The organism is Moraxella sp. CTOTU48268, from assembly GCF_032069585.1.
In the GTDB taxonomy this organism is placed as follows: Bacteria; Pseudomonadota; Gammaproteobacteria; order Pseudomonadales; family Moraxellaceae; genus Faucicola; species Faucicola cinerea.
Genome location: NZ_DAMALV010000012.1, coordinates 34,474 through 51,499, shown reverse-complemented (window position 1 = coordinate 51,499; position 17,026 = coordinate 34,474). Strand labels below are relative to the sequence as shown.

Genomic DNA, 17,026 nt, shown 5'->3' with positions numbered 1-17,026 from the left:
CTGGCTTGGTAGTATAAACGCATTCAGCCAAAAATGCGATGTGACTCAAAAATGAAAACGCCCATGTTATTGCTTGCTTGGCACACCCAAGCCAAAACACCTAGCGGTAAGGGCAAGGACAAATAAGAAGGTTTGCCTGTTATTGTCTCTAAAACATTTCTTTGACCGATTTTTCTAACCAAGACTGCGAGCGCGGTGCCGCATTGAGTGGTTGGTTGGTATGGGTCGGGTCGCCGCCGTTATTAGGGGTATTAGGGTCGGTCTGCGTATTCCCCGTATAGCCACCCTCACTTTGATATGGATTGGTTGCAGGTGGGTTATTGCCAATGGTGTCTGTTTCGGTCTGTCTGCGCTCAATATTGTCATAGCGCTGTTGTTGGCTTTGTCCAAACTCACTCATTGCCTGTTGTTGCTGTGCGGCAAATCTTGCTTCTTGCTCACTTTGGTATAGTTGTACCGCGCATTCACTACTATCTTGCGGTAGATTGTCGGTATCAACAGGTACATAGATGGCATTTGGACATTTTTCATGGGATAATTGTGATTTGCCGTTTTCCATCCATAGCCATTCGATATTGCCTGGCGCGATGAGATTAACCGGGGTAAGCTTTTGCTGCTTCATAAAATTCATCCACATCGGCAAAGCGCCATTACCGCCACTTAGACCTGTGGGTTTATTGTCATCTAAACCAACCCAAACAACGCTGACCAGATTGCCACTATAGCCTGCAAACCACGCATCGCGATAATCATTGGTAGTCCCTGTTTTACCTGCAAGATTGAGATTGTCACCGAGCGCTAGCGCCGCTTTGGCGGTACCTTGCTTGATGACCTGCTGCATTGCATAATTGGTGAGATAGGCAGCCGTGGGGTTGATGACTTGCTGATTTTTTTGTTCCATGCCTTGAACCACTCGTCCTTGGTCATCAATAATCGTGCGAATGGTATGAATTTCATGACGCAAGCCACCTGTTGCTAGCACTTGATAAATTCCCAACATATCCATGGGCGATAGATTCACCGCACCAAGCAAGGTAGATGGATAATTGGGCAATGGGCTACTGATACCCATACGGTATAATTGATTTAAAAAATTGGGAATACCGACTTCCATACCCACACGCACCGCGGCTTGGTTATAGGAATTGGCTAAAGCGCTGGTGAGGGGGATAATACCATGACTGCCGCCACCGTAATTGCTGGGTGTCCAGGTCTTACCATCGGTCATTTTTAGCACAATCGGGCTGTCATCGACACTACTTGATAAATTGTAACGACCCTGCTCAAATGCGGTTAAGTAAATAATCGGTTTGAGTAAAGAGCCAACTTGGCGCTTGGCATCGATAGCGCGATTAAACCCAGTAAAATCACGACTACTTCCCACCACAGCGAGCAGTTCACCGTTGTTGGGATTGGCGCTGACTAGGGCGGCTTGCAAATTAGTGAGCTGTTTGGGATTACTTTTTTTTAACTGATTGACGCTTTGAATGACGGCACTGGTAGCGGTTTTTTGAACATTGGGGTCAAAACTGGTAAATATTCTTAAGCCTTCGTTTTTGAGATCGTTGGCATCATAGGTACGGGTAAGTTCTCGTTTGACCACGTCTAGATAATCAGGGAAACGCGTTTTACCAATCACAGGATTGTAAGAAATGCTCAGTGGCTGCTGCACCGCTTCATCATATTGCTGTTGGCTGATTTTACCGGTTATCAGCATATTACTCAGCACCACGTTACGGCGTTTTAGGGCAGCATCGGGGTAGCGTAGCGGATTGTACTGAGTAGGACCTTTGGCAAGCCCTACGAGCATCGCCATTTGGTCAAGTCGAAGCTCTTTTAGCGGGCGGTTAAAGTAAAACTGCGAGGCAAGCCCAAACCCGTTAATGGAGTGATTGCCATTTTGACCTAAGTTAATCTCATTCATATAGGCTTGCAAAATCTCACTTTTGGTGTAATGCATTTCCAGCAAAATCGCCATCACCGCTTCATTGGCTTTACGTTTGATAGTGCGGTCTGAGTTGAGATAGAAATTTTTAACCAGTTGCTGGGTGATGGTGGAGCCGCCTTGGCGTGAACCGCCCATAAAATTGCTGTAAATCGCACGTCCTATCCCGCGGATAGACACGCCGTGATGCTGATAAAAACTGCGGTCTTCTGTTGCCACCAGCGCATCAATTAATGGCTGTGGATAGTCATTGATGGTTAAAACGATGCGATCTTCATTGTTGTCTGGATAGATACCGCCAATAAAAATGGGCTCAACCCGCGCCACACCCGATGGATTGGGACGGGTACTTTGTAATTTTTCAATTTGGTTATCTTTGAGCGTGACCTTAATAATTTGCGATGGCTCAGTATCGTTGGCGGCAAATTTAAATTCGCGGGTATGAATATAGTACTCGCCATTTTTTTTAGTATAAGTGCCGGCATTGTCATAGTTTTTGTCAGGGGCATAGGTGAGTAAATTTAACCAATTTTCCAATTCATCCGAGCGAAGTGGATTACCCACCGTCAACGTTAATGGTTGAGAGTACACTTTTGCAGGGATATTCCAGCGTTTGCCCTCAAATTTTTGGGTGATGACATTATCTTGGCGCATCAAATATAACCCGAGCAAGACCAAGCCGCCCAATACTGCCACCACAAAGATAAAGCTCAGGATAAACATCCCTTGTTGGTTTGAGTCATACTGGAATTTAGGCGAGTTTTGGCGATTTTTAGCGGCAGAGATAACGGTTGAATTCATACAAAAATGCGTCACGATCAAGGGTATAAAAAAGTGCTTTATCATGACCCAAAATACGCCAAAATACAATGTTAACATCGTGCTATTTTGCCACGTTTATACAGGATTTTTGAACTTTAATAGACCGTTTTGGAGTACAATAACAGTCATTTTTGGGTGAGTTAGGGTTTTTGCCCTAGGGGTTTTGATGATGCCAAACAATAGCCAATTTGGGGCAAAACAATCGGATATTGAGCCGTCGGTTGTGACCGATGCGCCTAGCCGTACGCTTGTTGAAGCAGATAGCAAATTTACTACCACATATCAAGATGTGGAGCTGGTGTTGCCAGATGAAGGGCATTGTTTTCATTGTGGCGACCCGCTACCAAGCCCGCCATTTTTTACCCATGTATTGGGTGAAGATCGGGCGATGTGCTGTATGGGCTGTCAGCTTGCTTCGCAAAGTATCATCGAGGCGGGGCTTGAGCAATACTATCTTGACCGCAGTGAAATCAATCGTACCGCAAGTCTCCCTGATTCGTTATATCAGCTGCAAGCGTATGACCACGATGATATCAAATCGCAATTTATTTACCATCAGCAAGGGCACAGCGTTGCTGAGCTGTCAATCAGCAATTTGCGCTGTGCTGCCTGTAGTTGGCTGATTGAAACCCAGTTGTATCGCCTTGATGGCATGGACACTTGCCAAGTCAACCTCACCAATCAACGGATGCGCGTGGTATGGGATGACAAAAAACTGCCGATTAGCCAAATTTTGGCAAATGTGCAAGCCATTGGGTATGATGCCAAACCCTATCGGCAAGATACCCATGAAGCGATGCTCAAGCGAGATAATCGCCGTATGTTGTTTCAATTGGGCATTGCGGCATTGGGTGCCATGCAAGCGATGATGTTTGCAGTGGCGCTATATTTTGGGGAATATTCAGGTATCGGCGTCAACGATCGGCAATTTTTACGCTGGGTATCGCTGTTTGTTAGTATTCCTGTGTTTTTGATTGCAGGGTTGCCATTTTTTCAATCGGCGTGGTCAGCGATTAAAGCCCGCCAAGTCAATATGGATGTGCCGATTAGTATCGCTATTGTCATTACCTTTTTGGCAAGTTTATATGCGACATTGACCAGCACGGGCGAGACTTATTATGACTCGGTTAGTATGCTGATATTTTTCTTATTGGCGGGCAAATTTGTCGAGCATAATGCCAGGCTAAAAGCTGCCAATTTAGCCAATGATTTGGTGGTCGTCGAACCTGTGTTGGTCGCAAAGCTGGGTCATGAAGCGCCGTTAGCACTAGAGAATACGGATACCTCACAAGTAGCGCTATATGCCAGTCAATATAAAGACCTTTTTTATCAGTCACTTAGTGTAGACCCTGCCAATAGGGGTGATAATGAGCAAATGGTTTCGGCGCAGTCGCTAAAAGTTGGTGATATTGTCCGCATTGATGCCGGTAGCAGTATCATCAGTGATGGTATTTTGCTATCGGATAGTGCCACGGTGTCCGAAAGTTTATTGACCGGGGAGAGTGACTTAATCGTCAAACGTTTGGGCGATAGCATTGTGGGCGGTAGCCAAAATGACAGTCAGCCGTTTGTGATGCAAATCACCACATTACCCAATGACAGCCAAATGGGCGTGATTGATAGGCTAGTGAATCGCTCGCTCAGTGAAAAACCGCAAATCGCCTTAAAAGCAGATAGACTGGCACGCTGGTTTGTTGCGCGGGTACTGGTGATTGCCAGTATGGTGTTTTTGGCATGGTATTTTATTGAACCCAGTCATGCCATTTGGGCAACGGTTGCCGTATTGGTCGCTACGTGTCCCTGTGCCTTGTCATTGGCCACACCCATCGCATTAACCGTTTCTACCAATCGACTAGCAAGCTTGGGGTTTTTAGCGACGCGGGGGCATACCATTACCACACTCGCTGAAGTCACCCATGTGGCGTTTGATAAAACCGGTACATTGACGTACGGTCAACCCAATTTGATGGCGATTGAAACGCTGGATATGCCGTATGGTGTTAAACAAAATCCCTCAGTGGATTTTACTGAAGATGACACCAAAAACGAAGACGAGATAAAAAACCATTTTTTAAGTATTGCAGCGAGCCTTGAAGTGGGTAGTCGTCACCCCATTGCTCATGCGTTATTGACAATGACTCGGCAAATGCATTTGCCCGCTACCAGCGATTTGGTACACATTCCGGGGGGCGGTCTGCAAGCTACGATTGATGGGCTAAGTTACCGTCTAGGTCATCATGGTTTTGCAGTTCAATCAGGATTAGACGATGGGTTACTGCCAAATCTGACAAAGCACCAAGCCAGTACCAGTGTGACCTTATCAATAAAAGATAGCCTAAGCAAAAAATGGCAACCACTGGCGCATTTTTATTTTCATGATAAAGTCCGTGAAGGCGCCTTAGCTACCATTAAACATCTCAAAGACCAAGGCGCGCAGGTGCTAATGCTCACGGGTGACCCTAGTGCTCAGGCGCTTGAGGTAGCGCGCGAGCTTGGTATTGACACGGTTTATAAAGGTCTTACCCCAAATGATAAGGTACAACATTTAAAAGCGCTGCAGCAGCAAGGATACATCGTGCAAATGGTCGGGGATGGGGTAAATGATGCGCCGGTACTTGCCGCTGCCAACATCTCAACTGCTATGGCAGGTGCGGCAGATTTGGCGCAAGTCTCCAGTGACTCTTTGGTGCTCAATGGTCAAATCCAAGCTGTGGCAAAAGCACGTGAGGTGGCGTTCAAGACCGATCGCATTATTGCCCAAAACTTCAAATGGGCGCTAGGATATAATTTTATCGTACTGATACCCGCTGCGTTAGGTTATGTGCCGCCTTGGTTGGCTGCGATTGGTATGTCATTAAGCTCACTGTTCGTGGTGCTCAATGCGTTACGTCTCAAACGTGCTTAACGGCGCAATTTAACAAAGCTTTATGCTTTTGGCTTACTAAAATCATACGCCGTGACTATTTGCGCGTTTTTGGCAAAATCGATGAAATAATAGAAGTATTTATCATTCTCATCAATCACCCGATCGCCATTGGTATCGGCTTGGGTTGAGAAGTAAAAACGCTTGCTCTCAGGCAGCCATTTATAATGTTTAAAATATTGATTATTGGGCGTGAGTTTCAATAAATTTTTGCCATTTAAATCACTTAAATACAAGGTAAGCTGCTGATCGAGATTGGTTTTATTGTCATTATCATCAGCGATCTCTTTGACTTCATAGATAAAATAGCCTAGCAGTAAGCTATTGCCGACTTTGACTGCCAATGGGTTGGTTGCTTCTTTAGCGGATTGCGGTTGGTTGGTTGGAGTTTGCGTGATGGCAGCTTTTTTCTGCGCTGTTTTGTCATCTTGGTTTAAATCTACCAAGGGCGTGTGCACCGCTCTTATCACAAAGTTATCTTGTGGAAACAGCCGGTGTACTTGCCCGGTTTTTAGCCCTTCAAACACAATATTGTAAACACTGCTTTGAAAATCATAGGGCGCAACTTCTTGAAAGTAGCTGATGGGTGATTTTTTAGCATCACTGCCATCGCTATCATATTTGCGATTGATGGGCACTGACGGAATAATCGGATGCAGTAGATTGGGCACACCTGCCAAATACACCGGAAAATCCATGCGTTTTAACCCGACTGTGGCAGGTGGTATAGTGGCTGGGGTTTGGGCAATGATGACTTCAGGTACATTAGCGGTTGAAGGGGCAGTGTCGCTCGCTCGGTTATTTGTCTCAGGGGTGGGTTGGCAGGCGGTAAGTCCCAAACTTAGCCCCATAGCACTTAGGGTGCTAATATTGATGTGTAATGGTCTATAAATAGTCGAATCACGCAATTGTTTAACAATAAACATCATGGTCTCCATTACAAAGATAATCAAATATACTACTAAAATACTAAGACATGTACAATCTTTGGTTATATCATCGCATTCAGCGCTATAATGGCATTGACTATTTTTGTCTTGAGTGTTTTAAAAAGTAAATAAGAAAGGTAACTAAATTTGAAATAACCCGACACGGGGCAAAAGGCGCGTGAGTAGCTATTTCATAAATTTAGGTTATAATAGTGAAAATTTAGTTAGACGCTTTATTTTTTGCTTTTAAACTTTTAAGCATAGGGCGGCTAACTGGGCAGCACTATGTTTGCCGACCTATATTTACTATATTTATAGTGGTTTATGATTTATTTTCAAAAAGCGATATCTTACCGATTGCGAGTGCATGAATGTCGGAACAATTAAGTCTAAACTTAAATATCAAGCAGTCCGCGAGTATCAGTGACTTTAGTGGTCCAGGCTGGGTATCAATCATCGATGTGGTGCGCCAAATGCATGTAGGGCTATTGACGCAGCTGTATCTATACGGCGAGCGCGATACAGGTAAAACCCATCTACTCAACGCTATCTGCGAATCCTTCCGTGATATCGACCAATCTGTTATTTATCTATCGCTGCGTGAACTGATAAACGCCAATATGGATGCCATGGTGTTGTCATCGCTAGAGAATACCAAGGTGATTGCGCTTGATGATATGGATGAAATTCAAGGTCATCCTGAGTGGCAAGAAGCGGTTTTTCATCTGATTAATTTATCGCAAGAATACGGCAATAAAATTATTTTTGCCAGTCGTTTGCCTGTCAAAGCGTTAAATTTTGAGCTGCGAGATTTGCTATCCAGGCTTGCTCGAGCCGCGACTTTTCAGTTGCCGACGGGCAGTGATAAGCTTGATAGACAGCTAATTTTGGAATCGGTATTACGCCGTCGTCATTGGCACTTTGACCCCCGTATCATTGACTATTTGCTCAATGAAGGTCCACACCGCATCGGTGCGATGTTGGCAGTGTTAAACGAATTGCAGCCATTGTTTTCTAATATGGAACGCACCCCATTAAACAAAGTGAGCAAAGCCAAAATTCAAGATGCGATGAACATCATTGATAATTTAACGCTCAATTTTGAATTGGCGGACTTTGATGAAATTGCAGAAAATGAAAATTTTTTAGATTTTTGACCGGGTTTGTCATAGGAATTGCGTGATAAATGGGTTAGAATCCATCAATAGTTTGGTGTAAAACAACAGGATATCCTATGAATAAACAGTACTTATGGACGGCTGCCGCGTTGACTGCGAGCGTGTTAGCAACCACACAAACATTTGCCCAAGTCACCTTGAATGTTGCTGACAATACCATCGTGACTGCTATTAATGGTCAAGAAGTCAAAAATGGCTTGCTTTCAAAGCCGCAAAAAACCTACAAACTTGAGCCAGGCAAACATGTGATTACTGCCAAGTACAATCGGTTGTACGAGCTGCGCGGTGACAATCACGATGTGTTACGTTCAAGCAATATTAGCGTTCCGGTAGAGCTTGCCGACAATCAAACGTATGTGTTGGATATGCTGGGTCAACCAGAAGACTATAATGCCGCCAAAGAATATGTCAAACAACCCACACTAGCAGTGCTACAAGGCAAGCAAGTCATTGCAAGTCAGCAAGCCACATCCAGCAGTAGTTCAAGCATTTTTAGCGGGTTGGGTAATGCGTTAGGCGGTGTGTTTGGTGGTAGCTCAAAAGCGGTTGAAGCCAATCAACAAACCATCAATGCCTTAGGACAATCAGGGGGTGCGATTCCCGCTATCAATCAACCTAGCAATCAATATGGCAATCAAGCTGTTGTGACCACGGTCAGTTCATCGGATAGTCTCGATCAATTTATGCAGTTATGGTTGAGAGCAACGCCAGCAGAGCGTGATAAAATTCGCCAGTGGGTGCAAAAATAATCACCCCATGCGCCCCCATGCGCCAAAATAACGATGCCAAGTGCATCGTTTTTTATGGTCTTTTACCATTAGTTAATAGATAAGACAGACTGTACTTCAAGTTTATCGAGGGCTGGCTGGTTGATTTGTAGTTGCTGGATGCGGATACCTTGTTGTTCAAACTGATTAAATATATTGGTGATTACGCTGGCCTGCGCGTGAATAAAAGCAACTTGGATAGTATTGCCATTCTCGACCACTTGCGCATTGACAATACCTGATTGGCTAAGTATTTGTTTGATAGCATCGGCTTGATTGACTTGTTGGGTTTGGTTGGGATTGATGTTGCCTGCTTGACTGCGTAGCCAAAACACATCTGCCATGGTGTCATCGTATTTTTTTTGTGCTTGGTTGGCTTGGCTATGCAGCGTCCAACCACCGACACCGACCACAAAAAAAAGCAAGAACATTGCCAATATCAGCAGCGCAATCTGATCACGACGTGATAAATTTTGAAACGCGTGACCCAGAGGCGTGGTTAGTTTTTGCAGGGATTGGCTCAGTGAGGCGTGCGGTTTCATAAATTCATCTCAGTCGTAGGTTTAGTCTGCCAATTCAATATCTATCATGGCAAGGGCACTGCCAGCAGAAGTTGGCGCCACTGCACTGGAAACCGCACTGGCAGTATTCGAAGACATCGCAGCGGGTATCGCGGCATCGACAGACCCTAGCTTGGCTTTTATCCCTTTGTTTACCATGTCATTAACGGCTTTGTTCAATGAATCGGCGCTTGATGATAAAAGCTGCAGTTGTAAGTGATTATTTTGAAAATTAAGCTGCTTGGCAGTCAATTGGTATTGCTGCAATACCGGCTGTATGGACGACAATGTCTGAAGTAGGTTTGGCGTGGCTGATTGCTGGGTGGTTAATTTGCCAGATAACTGTCGTTGTAGGGTGAGTTTGCTACTAAGCGGCTCATTGGGGAACCACTGGGCGTATTGCTGCGCCAGCAAAGTTGCGGCTTGTTTTTGCGCTTGGTTATAATAATACCAACGAAGCGCATCGACCACAAAGGCTGTCAGCAGCGCACAAACAGTGACTAGGGCGATGACTTTGGCATAAGGTGCAAGCGTCGTTTTACCTTTGATTGTCGCAAAGTTAAAAAAATGTCTGACCGGGTCTTTGATTGGGGTAGGCAACAACTCAGATGATTCTATGGATAAATTAGGCATACTAGCTAATTGCTGGGCAACGGTTTCATCGTCAGAACCCGTTAAATATAGCGTTTCTAGCATGGGTAATTTGGTGAGTACCAGCGGTAAAAAACTAACCGCCATGCCGTGATAAGTATGGAGTTTTAATAGCTGGGTATCTGCATCTTGGTAATAGACCGCGCTTGTAGTAGATATAGCCCTATTATTTATACTAGTATCTATGGTTGGCAGCAATAAAAAATCTGGCAATAAAGCGACTATCTCAATACCCGCCAACGAGGCAGCATTGATCCATGAATGAATATCGGCAGCATGAAGCCCAAATAACGCGGGTAACTCGCTATTGCTGACCGCCGGCTGGATTTTGACTTGTAAATCTTCTACCGACCCAATGCTGATATCTTCAAATAAATAGCGCCTGCCGGTATCGCCCAGCGCATTAAGCTGGCTTGCTGTAAGCGTAGGTTGGATGGTTAATAAACTGACACTAGAAAAATAAAGACAGGCTTGTAGCTTGGCTGATTGCGTGGTTTGCAGATTGGCAAGGGTGGCAAGCGTTTGCCAATCGTCAGCCGCTTGCCAAGTCTGGGTGGTTTGTTGCCATAAACGTAAGGCAGCATGCTGAGTTGGCAACCAAATATGAATCACAGAAGTGTCCTACACAAAATTGACAAATTAAATCACCTAACAGGTGGGAACAAAGCGTTTAATCTCAGCGGCAAGACTGGGTGCCAATATACCCATATCATATACACGCGCTTCAGCCAGCGCAAAACCATCGAGTGGCTCATCAGTTAGGATACTGGCGATTTTGGCAATGATATTCATATGACAAACCACCACCATGCAGTCGCCAACCAATTCGCCTAGCGCATCCACGGCGATGTCTGCATCGTTATCAGGGGTGATGCCCTCATACGTGGTCACAGGGACATGGGGAAAAAATTGCTGGATTTGGGCAAGGGTTTGCTGGGCGCGGTTGTAAGGACTGACGATAAAATGATCGGGCTCAAAGTTTTCGGCAAGCCACGCTGCGGTCTGTGAAGCTTGGGCTTGACCCAGTGCTGATAAATTTCTTTCATGGTCTGGCAGGGTATAAGCGCCTGCATCACCATGACGAACTAAAATTAATTGCATGTATTTACCTAAAAATATTTAAAGTTATGTTTGTCAGTTATGCTTTGGCTGCACTTGATGCGGCATGACAAATTCCACATCACTTCTAAATCCTGCTTCCATTAAGTTTAACGCAACCCCAAGCGGCGCTTTGTCTTCATAGATAATATCGTGCAAGGCATGGGTAATTGGCATATAAATACCCTCTTTCATGGATTTTTCATTCACCTGCTGGATAGTATTAATCCCTTCAGCGGTTTGCCCGAGTTTTTTGATGGCTTGGTCAAGGCTCATGCCACGCCCTAGCATATTACCAATCTGGTAGTTACGGCTTAAGGTCGATGAGCAAGTTGCATACAAATCACCCACGCCCGATAACCCCAAAAAGGTCAAGGGATTAGCCCCCGCTTGGACGCCAAATCGGCTCATCTCAGCCAATGCGCGGGTTAAAATCATGGCTTTGGTGTTTTCCCCGATATCATAGGCAGCGGCCATGCCCATGGCAATGGCATAAATATTTTTGAGCGCACCGCCAAGCTCCACGCCAATTAAATCATCACTGGCAAACACGCGAAAAAACGCACTGTGCAGGGCTGTTTGTACCGCAAGCCGTAGCGCTGCAGATTGACTAGCAATTACGGTGGCAGACGGCATATTATTCATGATTTCTTTAGCGAGATTGGGACCACTCATCACGCCAAAAGCCACATTGGGCAATTCATCTGCGATCACATCACTCATTAGCGCAAAGGTATCTTTTTCCATACCTTTGGTTAAAGACACGATGGCTTGAGCGCTGATAAAAGGCGCAATTTTTTGTAAGGTTTCGCGAAAAGCAGCGCTAGGCACTGCCACAAAAATCAAATCTTTGCCTTTGACGGCTGCTTGCAAATCATGGGTAAATTGCAGGCGCTCATCAAGCTTATGGTCTGGCAAATATTTTTTGTTGATATGGGTTTTTTGCATCGATTTGACGCTGCGCTTATCGCGTACCCAAAGCGTGACTTCGCAGCCATTTTTGGACGATAAATTTGCCATTGCCGTACCAAAACTACCACCGCCCAGCACGGCAATTTTGAGGGGCGCGGGTTGATTGGTGAGCCGATTGTCTAAGTCTGTTTCTAATACCGCTGTGGTGTCAGGTTTAGACTTTTTGACCGCTTTTTCAATGACGTCGGCAAACAGCTTGCTGGCTTTTTCACGATTGACATTCAGCTTTTCTAAATTTTCACTTAGATTGGTTGCTAACTGGGGTTTTTTCATTGAAAATCCTTGAATCCACTTGTCCTGCAAATACTGACAACAGGGCACCCTTTACATGAGCAAAATATAAAAACGGCTAGCTTAGCCGTTAGTTTGTGCCATTATCATAAACAATAAATGGTGTGACGTCTATCTTAGAACGCGGCGGGATTGTCGACACCGCTGTGCCAACATAGACAAAAGCAATGACTTGGTTATCAGCGGTTACATTAAAGTACCGTTTGACCTCAGGCGCATTGGCAAGTGGACCGGTGCGCCATACGGTGGCAAACCCTTGTGCCGACAAGGCAAGCAGTAGATTTTGCACCGCACAACTACTTGCCGCTATTTGTTCCCAATGGGGGACTTTATCATGGGGTTTAAAATCGGTCACACACGCGATAATCATCGGCGCACGCAGCGGCATATTTTCGGCTTTGGTGAGGGTTTTCTCGTCGGTTTCACCTTGTGCTATCGCGGCATTTTTTAACGCCGTGCCTAAGGTGTTGAGCGCTTGGTTTTCAAGTACGATAAAACGGTACGGGTTTAAATCCTTGTGATCGGGAGCGGATAGCGCCACTTCAATCGCTTGTTCGACTTGCTCGCGGTTGGGGGCAGGGGCGACAAGATTGCCGATTGAACGGCGTGATTTGATAAAGTCTAAAATTTCTGAATTTGTCATTTTTATTCCTTAAAGAGGTTGTTGATTAATTAGCTGCGGTGTCACCGAAAAAATCACCGATTGATAATTCCACGTCGGCACTTCTTTATGGGTAATCGCCTTGGTAGCATACCAATTTGGGCTGATATAATGACCTTGGCTGGTGAAAACAACTTTCCAGTTTTTAGCGTCAGTCTTTACAATCGGATTTACTTTTGCCACATGACCCATCAAATAGCCAAGCGGATTTTGTTCATCTACTTGCCAAAGTAGCGGAACAGGGCACATTTCAACCGAATCGCCGTTTGATGCCATTATATTTGCTAATGGCGACCCAGCAATAAAATCTTTAACGGCTTCAAAATCGGTTTGGGAAAAATATTTGGGAATATACATCGTTAAAGCCACTCACCTACATAACAATTAAGGCTTTGGATTATTTAAATGGTCATATCTTCTTTTTTTATCTCATCCAAACGATGTTCTGCTTTGAGATATTCTTCTGATTGCATCTCTAACAGCCGTGAGCGCGTACGCTCAATCTCAAACGCCAATTTTTGCCCATCATACAGTTGTAAAATCGGCTGTTCTGCACGTACCAAAAGCTTGACGCGGCGATCATAAAACTCATCGACGAGGTAAATAAAACGGCGTGTAGGGTCGGCAATCACATCATTGAGCGCAGGCACGTCATCGACTAGCACCGTGCTAAACTCGTTGGCTATTTCAATAAAGTCGCTTGCCGAGCGCGGCTGCATACACAACGCCCGAAAATCAATGTACAAGGTGTTTTCGGTGCGACCTTTGATGGCGATATCACGACCATTGATATGAATGGGGTCTTGGATAATGTGTTGGTTGTTGCTTAGCGCGGTAAAGCGGTTGGCAAGCCAGTGGATGTTTTCTTTGGTCAACGGAGACACGTAAAGTTCGGCTTGCTGCAATACGCGCAGACGGTAGTCGATACCACTGTCAATGTTCATGACCGTACAGTTTTTTTCAACTTCGGCAATGGCAGGTAAAAAACGGTCACGGTGAATACCATTTTTATACAAGCCATTTGGTGCGATGTTTGATGTGGCAACCAGGGTGATGCCTTTTTTAAATAGCATGGTAAACAAATCACCCAAAATCATCGCATCGGAGACATTGGAGACAAAAAATTCATCAAAACAAATCACATCCGCTTCATTATGGATGATATCGGCGACTTTTTGTAGTGGGTCTTGTTGACCTTGTAGCTTATTAAGCTCGGCGTGCACCCGCTTCATAAAGTGATGAAAGTGTTGGCGCATTTTGTTGTCGGCAGGCACCGACTCAAAAAACATATCCATCATCCAAGTCTTACCGCGACCCACACCGCCCCACATATATAGCCCTTTGGGCGGCTCAGTACGTCTTAAAAAGCTAAACAGCCCACGTTGTTTGGCGCGGTTGTCCATGATTTGTTCATAGACATTATCCAAATAAGTCATCGCAGCCCGCTGCTGTGCATCTTCGCTAAACTCACCAGATTTTAGCGCAAGCTCATAGCGTTGTAAGGGTCGTAAATTTGAGTTGGGCATGTTGTCTCTCAGCGTAAATTAAAAAGTTGTCAAAATTCCATTTCAACGTGCTTTGACGTAGGGGTATTCAATAAATAGATGCGATTAAATAGACGGCATTAAGGTGCTAAATAGCTCACAATGTCAAATACACCAAAAACCCGAATCAAAAACACCCATCAAAAACACAAATCAGAAACTAGGATAAAATAAAAACTGCGTTATTTGCTACTTAATGCTTCAAGCAGCTGTTTTAATTCCCCTAATTTACCATGAAAAAAGTGCCCTGTATCGTCAATGATGTGCGTTTGAATACCAAAGTTTTCCCTAAATTGTTGTAGCGAGCTTGGCGCAATCACTTCATCATTCGCGCCATAAATCATAAAGGTTTGCGCGGTGGGCAGTAGCAAATCTGAGGTGTCGTTTTTTTCAATAGAAGGGGCAATCAATGCCAAATCCGTGATGTCAAAATCATCGACTCCCAAAAATGCGCCTTGTTCATTGACAAGCTGAGCAAGTTTGGCGGCGACAAATCCGCCAAACGAAAATCCGCCAATCCATAGCTTGCGCGCTTCGGTTTGGCTATGGATCCATTGGAGCACGGTTAACGCGTCTTCGATTTCACCTGTCACATTGCCGTACTCGCCCGTTGACTGACCCACACCGCGAAAATTAAAGCGTACCACATGCATGTTTTGGTCGCGGGCAAAACGATACATGGTGGTCACCACTTTATTCATCATCGTGCCTTCTTGCAATGGGTTTGGGTGACAAAGAATGGCAACACGCTCAACCGATGCGGCGTTTGGGTTGGCAACGCCTGTTGAGTCAGCTTGCCAAAGCGCGTCAACTTCAAGCTTGCCGCAAGGGGCATCTATTAATTGCGAATGGGTTGATTGTGAGTGGGCAGGTGAGAGCATAATCGTCCTAATCTAAGCAAAAAACTTTAAAAAAACCACCCATCATGCTAACCAATTTCACCCAAAATAGCTAGGTTGAAAATCAACAAACCAGCCAATTGTTGCGCGGATTTTATGATTTGTAAGACCACTTGCGGCGGCTCACTTTTTACCACACACTAATACAAGCCATCAACCAAATTCTATTGTTAAAATGGTGAGTTTGCCTGTATTGTTGACAATTCATGAGAACTTTAACACCGCTATTGAAAAGGGACAGCCTGCAGATCATGAAATCATCTCTCAAACCGTCTTTATTAAACATCACCCCATTAAAAATCACTACTATCGCGCTATTAGCAGCAATGAGCTTATCTGCTTGTCAAAGCACACCCACTAATTTACCCGTGCTACAGCGCGCGAACAACACGCTTGAAACCACTGGGTTAGGCAAAAGCAAAAATATCGCCAAATTAAATGCGTTACATATCGCAACCGAGCAGTGCCGCGGAAAATCGCCCATCGTGTTGACCGATAGCTACCAGTATAATGGCGTGCTGGATGAAAGCATGGGACGCGCGGCTGACCAAGCCATAGGCATGATTGGCAGTGTGTTTGGTAGCAAAAAAACCCTTGCCCGCGATGATGATTACGAATATACCATCACCTTTAAATGCCCCTAATTGTCAAAGTCAAATCATCTATCAATAAAAAAAGGTTAGGAGAGCTCCTAACCTTTATTGTTTTGGTATCACTGACGATTTAACAAATGCTGATTGAGCTGTGCAATCACCGCTTTATCGCCTAACTGATTGATACTGTCACGAATTTTTGGAATCGGCTCGGCAGCAATCGGCTGACTATCAAATAGCTTTAACAACCGCAGTTGTAATGCTGGCTCACCTTGCTCAATGACAATATCTACGAGGGTAGGCACGTCAAAGGGCAAATCCGAGGTTGACTGTGCCATTGCCACCGCATGATAAGCCCCATGGGGGTCTTGGTCGGTTATGATACGGGTATTTACCGCTCTATAAGCTTTTTCTGAGGTACCGCCTAAGACATTGATTTTGTGTAAACAGTTAAGCGCAGAATTATCTTGTAATTGTGCAATAGCAATGATGTCTTCAGCCTGCTCTTGCAAATAGGCGCGTTTTTGTGCCAGTGCCTCTAATTGCTGCTCAGTCAGTGGCTCAGCGTTTTCGGCTTTTTTTAAGTTGGCATTAAATTGAATTTCTGACATGGCTATCCCCTTATTTATATGATTATTAGATAAGGGTTTTTTTTATAAAATCAAATCCACCGGTTAAACGAGCGCATTTTAGTGACAATCAAGTTATTTAATCACAATCCAGTTATAATGAATAAAAATGACAAAAGGGCGTGCTATGTTAGTGTTAACAATAAATGCTGACCATATCAGTGTAACGTTGCAAGATAACCTATGGGACATTGGGCTTACGCTAAAAGTAATTGCAGAGACATTGTACGCATTGCCAGCCACTGAATTGGCTTGGGAAATGGCAATTATGCGCATAGAAGATGCTATTTCACCGCTAAAACCTAGCTTGCCCAAAGATGAATTATTAAAGGTGATAGGGGCAGAGGATTTACGCTTGCTAGCGTTTGAGCAAGATGATAATGGCGGCTATATTCGCGCTGAGATACTAGAAAAAGCTTTTGCAGTGCTGGCGGGCTATCGCTCGCTGCAAGATTTGCCTGCTATGCCCAATGACCTAGCGTTTTATGCAAAGGTATTGCTATTACGAGAATGGGTACACCATTTGGATTTTGATAAAGTTTATTTGGGTTAATTGTCATCAAT

Annotated in this window: 16 protein-coding genes; 5 read left to right on the top strand and 11 right to left on the bottom strand. The window is 44.6% G+C overall.

All coding sequences use genetic code 11. The annotated features are described in order from the left end of the window. Nucleotides 1-148: 148 nt before the first annotated feature. Complete coding sequence (gene mrcB / locus RT143_RS06145) at nt 149-2,746, bottom strand: penicillin-binding protein 1B (protein WP_313091859.1); 2,598 nt, start codon at nt 2,744-2,746, stop codon at nt 149-151. A gap of 187 nt (nt 2,747-2,933) precedes the next feature. On the opposite strand from mrcB, the gene RT143_RS06140 reads away from it, so the two are divergent. Further along, a complete protein-coding gene (locus RT143_RS06140) occupies nt 2,934-5,672 on the top strand; it encodes a heavy metal translocating P-type ATPase (protein WP_313091857.1) in 2,739 nt (912 codons plus the stop codon). Nucleotides 5,673-5,692: 20 nt separating this feature from the next. Here the strand turns inward: RT143_RS06140 and RT143_RS06135 are convergent, their stop codons facing one another. Continuing rightward, nucleotides 5,693-6,619 carry a hypothetical protein gene (locus RT143_RS06135; RefSeq protein WP_313091855.1) on the bottom strand — a complete coding sequence of 309 codons (927 nt, stop codon included), beginning with the start codon at nt 6,617-6,619 and terminating at the stop codon, nt 5,693-5,695. A gap of 371 nt (nt 6,620-6,990) precedes the next feature. Here RT143_RS06135 and RT143_RS06130 point away from each other — a divergent pair, with 371 nt between their 5' ends. Both RT143_RS06130 and RT143_RS06125 read left to right on the top strand, forming a co-directional pair. Then, nucleotides 6,991-7,776, top strand: a complete 786-nt coding sequence (locus tag RT143_RS06130; RefSeq protein WP_313091854.1) for a DnaA ATPase domain-containing protein — start codon at nt 6,991-6,993, stop codon at nt 7,774-7,776. 77 nt (nt 7,777-7,853) lie between these two features. Beyond that, complete coding sequence (locus RT143_RS06125) at nt 7,854-8,546, top strand: DUF2057 family protein (RefSeq protein ID WP_313091853.1); 693 nt, start codon at nt 7,854-7,856, stop codon at nt 8,544-8,546. 68 nt (nt 8,547-8,614) lie between these two features. Here the strand turns inward: RT143_RS06125 and gspM are convergent, their stop codons facing one another. The 8 genes from gspM to RT143_RS06085 all read right to left on the bottom strand — a co-directional run bounded on the left by gspM (nt 8,615) and on the right by RT143_RS06085 (nt 15,222). Next, nucleotides 8,615-9,106, bottom strand: a complete 492-nt coding sequence (gspM, locus tag RT143_RS06120) for a type II secretion system protein GspM (RefSeq protein WP_313091851.1) — start codon at nt 9,104-9,106, stop codon at nt 8,615-8,617. A 21-nt stretch (nt 9,107-9,127) separates the two neighbouring features. Continuing rightward, nucleotides 9,128-10,387: a type II secretion system protein GspL gene (gene gspL / locus RT143_RS06115; RefSeq protein ID WP_313091849.1), complete on the bottom strand. Its 1,260-nt coding sequence runs from the start codon at nt 10,385-10,387 to the stop codon at nt 9,128-9,130. Between the two features lie 36 nt (nt 10,388-10,423). After that, a complete protein-coding gene (sixA, locus tag RT143_RS06110; RefSeq protein WP_313091847.1) occupies nt 10,424-10,876 on the bottom strand; it encodes a phosphohistidine phosphatase SixA in 453 nt (150 codons plus the stop codon). Nucleotides 10,877-10,909: 33 nt separating this feature from the next. Next, nucleotides 10,910-12,118: an NAD(P)H-dependent glycerol-3-phosphate dehydrogenase gene (locus RT143_RS06105; RefSeq protein ID WP_313091846.1), complete on the bottom strand. Its 1,209-nt coding sequence runs from the start codon at nt 12,116-12,118 to the stop codon at nt 10,910-10,912. A gap of 88 nt (nt 12,119-12,206) precedes the next feature. Beyond that, nucleotides 12,207-12,779 carry a nitroreductase family protein gene (locus RT143_RS06100; protein WP_313091845.1) on the bottom strand — a complete coding sequence of 191 codons (573 nt, stop codon included), beginning with the start codon at nt 12,777-12,779 and terminating at the stop codon, nt 12,207-12,209. 9 nt (nt 12,780-12,788) lie between these two features. Beyond that, complete coding sequence (locus RT143_RS06095) at nt 12,789-13,154, bottom strand: FMN-binding negative transcriptional regulator (protein ID WP_313091843.1); 366 nt, start codon at nt 13,152-13,154, stop codon at nt 12,789-12,791. Between the two features lie 44 nt (nt 13,155-13,198). After that, nucleotides 13,199-14,323 (bottom strand): cell division protein ZapE, encoded by a 1,125-nt coding sequence (zapE, locus tag RT143_RS06090; RefSeq protein WP_313091842.1) that lies wholly within the window; start codon nt 14,321-14,323, stop codon nt 13,199-13,201. A gap of 200 nt (nt 14,324-14,523) precedes the next feature. Beyond that, nucleotides 14,524-15,222, bottom strand: coding sequence for an alpha/beta hydrolase (locus tag RT143_RS06085; RefSeq protein WP_313091840.1), 699 nt, complete (start codon nt 15,220-15,222; stop codon nt 14,524-14,526). A 269-nt stretch (nt 15,223-15,491) separates the two neighbouring features. Between RT143_RS06085 and RT143_RS06080 the strand changes: the two genes are divergently transcribed. Further along, the gene (locus RT143_RS06080; RefSeq protein ID WP_313091839.1) at nt 15,492-15,884 is read left to right on the top strand and encodes a hypothetical protein; all 393 of its coding nucleotides are present in this window, start codon (nt 15,492-15,494) and stop codon (nt 15,882-15,884) included. A 68-nt stretch (nt 15,885-15,952) separates the two neighbouring features. Here RT143_RS06080 and RT143_RS06075 read toward each other — a convergent pair whose 3' ends face one another. Beyond that, on the bottom strand, nt 15,953-16,444 hold the full coding sequence (locus RT143_RS06075) for a hypothetical protein (RefSeq protein WP_050324312.1): 492 nt from the start codon (nt 16,442-16,444) through the stop codon (nt 15,953-15,955). Between the two features lie 145 nt (nt 16,445-16,589). On the opposite strand from RT143_RS06075, the gene RT143_RS06070 reads away from it, so the two are divergent. Beyond that, nucleotides 16,590-17,015, top strand: coding sequence for a hypothetical protein (locus tag RT143_RS06070; protein ID WP_313091838.1), 426 nt, complete (start codon nt 16,590-16,592; stop codon nt 17,013-17,015). The last annotated feature ends 11 nt before the right edge of the window (nt 17,016-17,026 follow it).

What these genes read in the sequence shown, in the direction of transcription:
- mrcB (WP_313091859.1), bottom strand. Translation starts at nt 2,746, where the DNA reads ATGAATTCAACCGTTATCTCTGCCGCTAAAAATCGCCAAAACTCGCCT.
- RT143_RS06140 (WP_313091857.1), top strand. Translation starts at nt 2,934, where the DNA reads ATGATGCCAAACAATAGCCAATTTGGGGCAAAACAATCGGATATTGAG.
- RT143_RS06135 (WP_313091855.1), bottom strand. Translation starts at nt 6,619, where the DNA reads ATGATGTTTATTGTTAAACAATTGCGTGATTCGACTATTTATAGACCA.
- RT143_RS06130 (WP_313091854.1), top strand. Translation starts at nt 6,991, where the DNA reads ATGTCGGAACAATTAAGTCTAAACTTAAATATCAAGCAGTCCGCGAGT.
- RT143_RS06125 (WP_313091853.1), top strand. Translation starts at nt 7,854, where the DNA reads ATGAATAAACAGTACTTATGGACGGCTGCCGCGTTGACTGCGAGCGTG.
- gspM (WP_313091851.1), bottom strand. Translation starts at nt 9,106, where the DNA reads ATGAAACCGCACGCCTCACTGAGCCAATCCCTGCAAAAACTAACCACG.
- sixA (WP_313091847.1), bottom strand. Translation starts at nt 10,876, where the DNA reads ATGCAATTAATTTTAGTTCGTCATGGTGATGCAGGCGCTTATACCCTG.
- RT143_RS06105 (WP_313091846.1), bottom strand. Translation starts at nt 12,118, where the DNA reads ATGAAAAAACCCCAGTTAGCAACCAATCTAAGTGAAAATTTAGAAAAG.
- RT143_RS06100 (WP_313091845.1), bottom strand. Translation starts at nt 12,779, where the DNA reads ATGACAAATTCAGAAATTTTAGACTTTATCAAATCACGCCGTTCAATC.
- RT143_RS06095 (WP_313091843.1), bottom strand. Translation starts at nt 13,154, where the DNA reads ATGTATATTCCCAAATATTTTTCCCAAACCGATTTTGAAGCCGTTAAA.
- zapE (WP_313091842.1), bottom strand. Translation starts at nt 14,323, where the DNA reads ATGCCCAACTCAAATTTACGACCCTTACAACGCTATGAGCTTGCGCTA.
- RT143_RS06085 (WP_313091840.1), bottom strand. Translation starts at nt 15,222, where the DNA reads ATGCTCTCACCTGCCCACTCACAATCAACCCATTCGCAATTAATAGAT.
- RT143_RS06080 (WP_313091839.1), top strand. Translation starts at nt 15,492, where the DNA reads ATGAAATCATCTCTCAAACCGTCTTTATTAAACATCACCCCATTAAAA.
- RT143_RS06075 (WP_050324312.1), bottom strand. Translation starts at nt 16,444, where the DNA reads ATGTCAGAAATTCAATTTAATGCCAACTTAAAAAAAGCCGAAAACGCT.
- RT143_RS06070 (WP_313091838.1), top strand. Translation starts at nt 16,590, where the DNA reads ATGTTAGTGTTAACAATAAATGCTGACCATATCAGTGTAACGTTGCAA.